Annotated in this window: 3 protein-coding genes and 1 pseudogene; all 4 read left to right on the top strand. The window is 70.0% G+C overall.

The window, feature by feature from the left end:
• A pseudogene (locus tag CCL05_RS27425) lies at positions 1-219 on the top strand (hypothetical protein); the annotation flags it as partial.
• 135 nt (positions 220-354) lie between these two features.
• Positions 355-1,803 carry a CitMHS family transporter gene (locus CCL05_RS27420; protein WP_086563173.1) on the top strand — a complete coding sequence of 483 codons (1,449 nt, stop codon included), beginning with the start codon at positions 355-357 and terminating at the stop codon, positions 1,801-1,803.
• 64 nt (positions 1,804-1,867) lie between these two features.
• Complete coding sequence (locus CCL05_RS27415) at positions 1,868-3,097, top strand: MFS transporter (RefSeq protein ID WP_086563174.1); 1,230 nt, start codon at positions 1,868-1,870, stop codon at positions 3,095-3,097.
• 98 nt (positions 3,098-3,195) lie between these two features.
• A partial coding sequence (locus tag CCL05_RS27410) for a hypothetical protein (protein WP_244204438.1) occupies positions 3,196-3,667 on the top strand: 472 nt, incomplete at its 3' end.

The raw sequence follows: 3,667 nt of genomic DNA, 5'->3' as shown, positions 1-3,667 counted from the left end.
GTGGTGAGCCTGCCGCACGGCTGGGGTCACAACCGCCCCGGCACCCGGCTCAGCCACGCCGCGACCGACCCCGGCGTCAACGTCAACCAGCTCCTCGACGGCCGCCTGCTCGACCCGCTGTCGGGCAACGCGGTTCTCAACGGAGTGCCCGTCGAAGTCGCCCCCGAGACGGCCCCCGGATGCGCATCCGTGACCGAAAAGCTCACCGCTCTGACCTGAGCAAAGCTGTGACCAGCAGTTTTGCGCTTATTGCTCGCACGTCAACGTCTTGTTAACGCTGCTTGAACGCACCTAACGTCTCGGACACCGCCGGCCCTGGTGGGATGTTCAAGGGCGAACGTTAGGTATCCACTCATGCTGACCATCCTCGGCTTCGCCATGATCGCGACCTTCCTGGTCCTGATCATGATGAAGAAGATGTCGCCGATCGCGGCGCTCGTGCTGATTCCCGCGCTGTTCTGCGTGTTCGTCGGCAAGGGCGCCAAGCTCGGCGACTATGTCCTCGACGGCGTGACCGACCTCGCCCCCACCGCGGCGATGCTCATGTTCGCGATCGTCTACTTCGGTGTGATGATCGATGTCGGTCTCTTCGACCCGGTCGTCCGCGGCATCCTCAAGTTCTGCAAAGCAGACCCGATGCGGATCGTCGTCGGCACCGCCGTGCTCGCCGCGATCGTGTCGCTGGACGGCGACGGCTCCACCACCTTCATGATCACCGTCTCGGCGATGTACCCGCTGTACAAGCGCCTGAAGATGAGCCTGGTCGTGATGACCGGTGTCGCCGCCATGGCCAACGGCGTGATGAACACCCTCCCCTGGGGCGGCCCGACCGCCCGCGCCGCGACCGCGCTCAAGCTCGACGCCAGCGACATCTTCGTCCCGATGATCCCGGCGCTCCTGGTGGGCCTGCTCTTCGTCTTCGTCCTCTCCTACGTCCTCGGTGTGCGCGAGCGCCGGCGGCTGGGCGTGCTGACGCTGGACGAGGTGCTGGTCGACGAGAAGGGCGAGGTGAAGGTCGAGGAGAAGGAGACCGAGACCGTCCTGGTCGGCGCCGGCTCCGGCAACGGCAAGAACGCCGGCAACGGCAAGAACGCCGGCAAGGGCACGCTCCCCACGGGCGGTGCCGGCTCCGGCACGGACGCCGACGAGCAGGACGACGACTTCCAGGGCCTCGACCCCCACCGCGCCACGCTGCGTCCCAAGCTGTACTGGTTCAACGCGCTGCTCACGGTCGGTCTGCTCACCGCCATGATCATGGAGCTGCTGCCGATCCCGGTGCTGTTCCTGCTCGGCGCCGCACTCGTGCTCACCGTCAACTTCCCGCACATCCCGGACCAGAAGGCCCGCATCGCCGCCCACGCCGAGAACGTCCTGAACGTCTCCGGCATGGTCTTCGCCGCCGCCGTCTTCACCGGCGTCCTGCAGGGCACCGGCATGGTCGACCACATGGCCAAGTGGATGGTGGACGTCATCCCCGGCAGCATGGGCCCGCACATGGCCCTGGTCACCGGCGTCCTCAGCCTTCCGCTGACGTACTTCATGTCGAACGACGGCTTCTACTTCGGTGTCCTGCCCGTCCTCGCAGAGGCGGGCGCCGCGCACGGTGTCTCCCCGCTGGAGATGGCCCGCGCCTCGCTGGTCGGCCAGCCGCTGCACATGTCCAGCCCGCTCGTCCCGGCCGTCTACGTCCTGGTCGGCATGGCCAAGGTGGAGTTCGGCGACCACACGAAGTTCGTCGTGAAGTGGGCCGCCCTCACCTGCCTGGTCATCCTCGGGGCGGGCATGCTGTTCGGCATCATCTGACCCCCGTGGTCATCCGACCCGTGGTCATCCGATCCGTGGTCATCCGATCCGTATGGAGGACATCGTGAGGCCCGGTGGGAACCGCGGCTGGCTGCTCCGCCTCGTCATCGCCTTCAGCTTCGCGCAGGGGGCGGTGTCGATGGCCCGGCCCGCCGTCTCCTACCGGGCCCTCGCGCTGGGCGCGGACGAGCGGGCGGTCGGTGTGATCGCCGGTGTGTACGCGCTGCTGCCGCTGTTCGCCGCCGTGCCCCTGGGCCGCCGCACCGACCACGGCCGCTGCGCGCCCCTGCTGCCCGTCGGCGTGGTCCTCATATCCGGCGGCTGCGCACTCAGCGGCGTCGCGGACTCCCTGTGGGCGATGGCCCTGTGGAGCGGGGTGATGGGCCTCGGCCACCTCTGCTTCGTCATCGGCTCCCAGTCCCTCGTCGCCCGCCAGTCCGCGCCGGACGAACAGGACCGCAACTTCGGCCACTTCACCATCGGCGCGGCACTCGGCCAGCTGGTCGGTCCCGTCGCCGCGGGCGCGGTGATCGGCGGCGACGACATGACGGGCACGAGCGCGCTCGCCCTGATCGTGGCGGGCGCGGTCGGGGCGGTCGCGTTCACCTCCCTGTGGCGCATCGAGCACCGCCGCACGGCGGACACGTCCCGTGCGCGGAAGGGTGACCGTGTCCCGGTCCGGCGCATCCTGCGCACCCGGGGCGTGCCGGCCGGCATCCTCATCAGCCTCGCCGTGCTGTCCGCGACCGACATCCTCACCGCGTACCTTCCGGTGGTCGGCGAGCACCGGGGCATCGCGCCGTCCGTGATCGGCGTCCTGCTCAGCCTGCGCGCGGCGGCCACCATCGCGTGCCGCTTGGTGCTGACGCCCCTGCTGCGGCTGCTCGGGCGCACCCTGCTGCTCACGGTGACCTGTCTGCTGGCGGCCCTGCTGTGCGCGGGCATCGCCCTGCCGGTGCCGGTGTGGGCGCTCGGGCTGCTGCTGGTGCTGCTCGGCTTCTGCCTCGGGGTGGGGCAGCCGCTGTCCATGACGACGGTCGTCCAGGCCGCCCCCGACGAGGCCCGTTCCACGGCCCTGGCGCTGCGCCTGACCGGCAACCGGCTCGGCCAGGTCGCCGCGCCCGCCGCGGCCGGGCTGATCGCCGGGGTCGCGGGGGTGGCGGCGCCGTTCGTGATGCTCGGGGTGCTGTTGCTGCTGTCCTCCGGCGTCGCCGTGCGGTCGCCGGGGGAGCGGAAGGACACGGGCGAGGCCCGCCGGCCGCGGGTACGGCTGCGCCGGAAGAGCGATATCTGACGCGTCGCAGGGCGCAGTTGCCGCCGTTCGACGGTCTTGTGACAGAGAGTCAGGTGACGAGGTATTTGTATGACAATCATCTGACTGGAGGCATGTTCATGCCCGTCGTACCCCCCGCGTGCCGTGCCGGCACCCGCACCGCCGTCCTCGCCGCCCTCGCCCTCGCAGGGACCACCCTCAGCGGAGTGCCCGCTGTCGCCGCTCCGGGGGACAACGGGGACGTCAAGATCCACGCGACCGACACGATGGCCAGTGATCGACGCAACGACCCGAAGGTCTGCGACTTCTACCTCGCCGCGTTCGACTTCGAGGGTGGCGAGACGGTCAACTGGACCATCCAGACCCTGCCCGAGGTGCCGGCCAAGAGCGGTTCCGTCACCCTCGACGCGGCCGGCGCGGGCCGCAGTCCCCGCATCGACCTGCCCAACGGGCAGTACAAGCTGACGTGGCTCACCGACCGGGCCCACGGCGCGGGCAAGTTCAAGGTGTTCCAGGTCGACTGCCCGGCCTCCAAGGCCACGCCCACCGCCATCACTCCCAACGGTGGCCCGCCGGCGGGCCACCGTTGGG

Source organism: Streptomyces africanus (genome assembly GCF_002150735.1).
Classification (GTDB): domain Bacteria; phylum Actinomycetota; class Actinomycetes; order Streptomycetales; family Streptomycetaceae; genus Streptomyces; species Streptomyces africanus.
The sequence above is the reverse complement of the archived record's forward strand: the minus strand, read 5'-3'. Positions and strand labels throughout refer to the sequence as shown.

What these genes read in the sequence shown, in the direction of transcription:
- CCL05_RS27420 (WP_086563173.1), top strand. Translation starts at nt 355, where the DNA reads ATGCTGACCATCCTCGGCTTCGCCATGATCGCGACCTTCCTGGTCCTG.